This window comes from Methanocalculus sp. (assembly GCF_030651615.1).
Taxonomy (GTDB): domain Archaea; phylum Halobacteriota; class Methanomicrobia; order Methanomicrobiales; family Methanocorpusculaceae; genus Methanocalculus.
On sequence record NZ_JAUSCG010000212.1, the window covers coordinates 1 to 4,765 of the forward strand.

4 protein-coding genes and 1 pseudogene are annotated in these 4,765 nt (G+C 52.7%); 2 read left to right on the top strand and 3 right to left on the bottom strand.

Annotated elements, in window-relative coordinates; translation table 11 throughout:
• On the top strand, positions 1 to 1,219 hold a 1,219-nt coding region (locus tag Q7V06_RS09090; protein WP_304840776.1), incomplete at its 5' end, for an acetate--CoA ligase family protein.
• A gap of 1 nt (position 1,220) precedes the next feature.
• On the opposite strand, the gene Q7V06_RS09095 is transcribed toward Q7V06_RS09090, so the two are convergent.
• The gene (locus Q7V06_RS09095; protein WP_304840778.1) at positions 1,221 to 2,054 is read right to left on the bottom strand and encodes a nucleoside 2-deoxyribosyltransferase; all 834 of its coding nucleotides are present in this window, start codon (positions 2,052 to 2,054) and stop codon (positions 1,221 to 1,223) included.
• An 80-nt stretch (positions 2,055 to 2,134) separates the two neighbouring features.
• Between Q7V06_RS09095 and Q7V06_RS09100 the strand changes: the two genes are divergently transcribed.
• The gene (locus tag Q7V06_RS09100) at positions 2,135 to 2,629 is read left to right on the top strand and encodes a DUF367 family protein (RefSeq protein ID WP_304840780.1); all 495 of its coding nucleotides are present in this window, start codon (positions 2,135 to 2,137) and stop codon (positions 2,627 to 2,629) included.
• Here Q7V06_RS09100 and Q7V06_RS09105 read toward each other — a convergent pair whose 3' ends face one another.
• Complete coding sequence (locus Q7V06_RS09105) at positions 2,630 to 4,543, bottom strand: Nramp family divalent metal transporter (protein WP_304840782.1); 1,914 nt, start codon at positions 4,541 to 4,543, stop codon at positions 2,630 to 2,632. It abuts the gene before it with no gap.
• A 38-nt stretch (positions 4,544 to 4,581) separates the two neighbouring features.
• Positions 4,582 to 4,765: pseudogene (locus Q7V06_RS09110) on the bottom strand (YkgJ family cysteine cluster protein); the annotation flags it as partial.

The window sequence follows — 4,765 nt, forward strand, 5'->3', positions numbered from 1 at the left end:
ACATGAACAGATCCTCGGGCGGAAGTCTTTTTCACGGATCACCGATATTCCGGGTCAGGTTGATATGGTGGTGATTGCAGTTCCTGCAAAGGTGGTGCCGTCAATAATCCATGACTGTGTGGAGAAGGGTGTGTTGACCGCAGTCATCATCTCTTTTGGATTCAGGGAGTCAGGAGAGGAGGGGAGACGCCTTGAGGAGGAGATCATTTCAATCGCCCAATCCGGAGGTGTTCGGATTGTGGGGCCAAACAGCCTTGGTATCATGGTGCCACCAAAACAGATCAACACCACCTTCAATAACAATTCCGCAATCCCAGGCCCCTTCGGCTTCATATCCCAGAGCGGGGCGTTGATCACGACGATTGTGGACTGGAGCGTCTTCGAAGATATCGGGTTTTCTGCTGTGATCAGTGCAGGTAACCAGTCAGATATCGGGTTTGTCGATTATATTGATCTTCTTGCAGATGATGAGGAGACAAAAGTAATCATCCTCTATATCGAAGAGATACGAGAGGGCAGGAGATTTCTGGAGACGGTATCCCGTATCTCCTGGCATAAACCGGTTATTGCAATCAAAGCCGGAAGTTCACGGATCGGCCGGGCGGCTGCTGCATCCCATACCGGATCGCTTGCAGGGGACTACCAGACCTATCGTGCGGCATTCCGGCAGGCGGGCGTCGTCCCGGCGGACTCTATCCGGTCCGCCTTTCAGATAGGTGGGATACTATCCGGTCAGGGATATCCCGGAGGTAAAAGGGCGGTCATTGTTACGAGTGCAGGAGGATTTGCAGTCCTCTCGTCTGACTATGCCGAGCGGAACGGAATTGATCTCGTCCCACTACCGCAGTCTGTACATACGGCGATGGATTTGATCCTCCCGCCCGGATGGAGTGGAAGAAACCCGATTGATATGATCGGCGACTCGACCGCAGGAAGGTTTGCCCGTGTATTTGATATCCTTCTTCAGGACCAGAGCTTCTGGGATATTGCTGTCATCATCTCCGCACCAACAGCAATTGCCGATCCAAAACAGGTGGCGTTTGAGATCGTCCGGTTCTCAGAGCATACGAAGAATATGGTGCTTGCGGCTTTTCCGGGAGGCGACTCTGTCAGACCGGGGATACCTGTTTTGAGGAGAGGAGGTGTTCCGGTCTTCTCCGAAGTGGAAGACCTCTTCCGGTCGATCGGAGAGGTGATCCTCGCAACAAAAAAAAGATGATTCAGTGGTGAAGCGGGGAGAGGAGAGCATGAGGAAGATCTTCTCTCCGCGTTATAACCATCGAGGACTGTTCGAGCATCAGGTTCACATGCTCGTTATCGCCTGTATTCCGGAAGTCCGTTCTGAGAGAGATTACCGGTTTTCCCAATGCATGTGCATACCCCATCTCCCATGCGGTGCCTGAGTCGGCATCCGCACCATCCACGATCGCAACCACCCAGTCGGTATTTTTGACTGCTTCACAGTTTGATCTGAAGATATCCCCCATCGCCTCGTGATGACGGGCAGCCGAATCATCTCCTGCCTCCTGCGGAAGGTAGACCTCGAAGCAGTGGGTTGCGAGGATGTCGCGGATGAACTCGTTGTACCGCCGTTCTGCTTCTGAAAAGAGTGGGGCAGCAAGATACACACGGTACCGGGCAAAGTCATAGACATCTGTCATCGGAATATCCGGGAACCGTGAGAGGAAAGCCCCGCGATGATCGACCTTTCCTTCCGGGCTGTACCAGGTGGTGTTCACTCCGCAGGTGGGTGAAGAGTCAACCCCTACAATACAGAGCGGCTCACCCCGCTTTTGGATCATCGCTCTCACCTCTTCTTCAAGACCATCGAGGAGTGATTCAAAGTCTGAGGTGTTAAGCCGCTCTGTATATGTGGCAGGTCCCCTTACTCTCCCGAGGTACAGCGTCTCCGGGCAGGGGAGCGGGACAATATCAAGCCCAAATGCCCGACACCGATCAAGGCAGCGATCATATACCCTGAGATCCTCATCCCGCGTGATCCCTTCTGCCCTGAGAGTCGGGTCGAGAATACAGGGTGCAACCATGACGTACATATACTCAGGTATTGGTGCTGATCCTTCATGGATTGATCGCGGGAGCTTGATTACGTCAGAGAATAAGATAGTACTTCAGTATGATCCCTCTGGTCTCCTACCGGGACAACACCTGTGATCCCCGAAAGTGCACAATGAAGAAGCTAAAGCGATATGGCATGGTCCGGATCGTGCCATCATTTCGGCAGGTGCCAAAGGCGACCCTCCTCCTTGACCCGACAGCGGGTGTTGTCATCTCTCCGGCGGATACGAAGTGGGTCCGATCAATAACCGCTCTTGACTGTTCATGGGAAGTGCTTGAGCGGGAGGAGTTATTTGGATTTCGCGGGCGTCGTGCGCTCCCATTTCTGGTTGCTGCTAACCCTGTCAACTTCGGAAAACCGTTTGTCCTCTCTTCGGTCGAGGCTCTTGCTGCAGCACTGATTATCCTTGGAGAACGGGAACAGGCAGAATCTATTCTTGCAAAGGTACCGTTTGGAATCCGGTTTCTTGAAGTGAATGCCGAGCCGCTTGCCGAATACGCTGCAGCCGGAGATAGTGCCGGTGTGCTTGCAGTTCAGGCTGAGTACCTCTGATTACGGCTTTTCCAGGTCTGATTCCAGATCAGGATCGATCTCCTGCCTGACCCACGATATCAGATCTTTCATATCAACGGTCCTTTTGAACTGCTCCTCGATCTGGAGATACATTATCAGCCCTGCTGCTGTCACTACGGACATCGGGAGGAGGGTATACCGTATCACGTCAAGCACCTCTGTATGAGGAGCACCAAGGGTAAGGAGAGGGACGAGAATGAGAATCTGGATCGCTTCGGCACCAACTCCGAGGATCGCGAGGCGCAGCGGTGTAAGCGTCCAGCGCCTGGCAGCGACACCTCCGAGCACCCCGGCGACCACCGTTGCAACCGCACCGGGAAGCGCAGTCCATCCCCCAAGAGAATACCGGTAAGCACCACCGATGACTCCTGCCGCTGCACCGGCAATCGGCCCCCCGATGATACCTGCAATGATCGGGCCAATGTCCTTGAAGCTCACGATGACACTTTCAACATTATATCCACGGAATGTCCCATAGATCGAGAGGGCTCCAAAGATCAGGATGAGCCAGAGGAGATCGGTTCTGGTCGCCACACCTTTCCTGTATGCCAGAGCAAGATCTGATCTGACGAAGAGGAAGAGGATGAAGAGGAAGATTGCCAGCCTCTCCATAAGAGGGATACCAAATGAAAGGATAGTATCCTCCTCAAGGAGTGCAACAAGGAGGTAGATCCCTGATCCTACTGCCATAACAGCGAGCCATAGGCGTGATCCCCGGTGTCCCTGCGGAAGATTGTTATCGATGTAGATGAGGGCAAAACCGATGATCGCAAAGAGGATCGAGGCAATAGCTGAAACATTCTTGATTAAGTATTCCGGGCTTCCGATGAAGACCGCAGCGAAGATGATGGCTGAGAATCCAACGAGGATCAGTCGGTACAGCTTCTTTGGAGGGATTTGAACGCCTCCCGCCTCACGGAGGATGCCACAGACTGCCCGTGCACGACCGTCGATTCCGGAGAGGACAGCACCCGCAAGGAGAATAAATGAGGAGAAAATGAAGACAGGTGCGGCATAGGGGATGGTATGGAAGAGATGGACAGAGACAGTATATGCTGAGCTGATACCTTCACCGATATGGACCGAATCAGAATACGATGCTCCAATTCCAAGGAAGACAAATGACATCAGGGCAATAAGGCCAAAACCGATTAAGAGATCGCTTCGGACGATCCGCATCTTCTCAGGGAGGTCATGGGTGCAGGGTATTCCGCCGGTCTTCTCATGGAGCCAGACCGAGTAAAGGAGCAGGTTGAGTCCGGCACCAACAGCGCCAAGGAGCGCCATAATCTCGATGTAATGTTTTGGATCAAGGTGAGGAACAAAACCTTCTGCCACCTCGAGAAAAGGCACATTGAGGGCTGATAAACTAAATATCGCTCCAATAAAGAGGATGACGACCATCCCCAGGATCACATGTTCAAGTCGTTCGTAACTCCCTTTCCAGAGGAGGAGGAGGATAACACCGAGGGTAATGAGGGCTATCCAGTGGATCGGGATCTCAATCGGGATAAGGTAGAGGAGGAATTGACCTGCGATGACGAGGAAACCACCATATGCTGCCATCTCAAGGATGTAGATGATGGTGATGAAGGTGACCTCCCAGTTTCTGGGGCCTGGGATTGACCTGAGGCCTGAGAATATCGTCTTTCCGGTAGAAAGAGTGTATCGTGCGATCCCATAGGCAAAGGCGAATTTATAGATGAGGGCAATGGCAAAGACCCAGAGGAATGTATATCCGGAATGCAATCCCGCATTCATGATCTCAACAAGCCCGGACTCCCCGGAGGTTTCTATCGCAAGGATCAGAACCGGCCCTAAGAAGAAGAGGCGTTCTGCAATACGCCTCCTTAGAGTTGAGCCTGAGGGGAGATACGCAGGAGTTGTCTGCACACCAGAATAGTTTGTCGTGATCCGGTATTAAGATATAATCAGATACGTACGATATATCCGGCAGATCGGAGCATACCGATCACCGTCTCATCCCAGAGATGATCGCTTTGTCCCTTAAGTCCCTCAGATGATTCTTCAAAGAGACGCCTGAGGTCGGGGTCATCTGTTGCGAGGTGGCGAAAGCCCATGATCCGGCCAACCCGCTCTCCCTTACTATTCTTG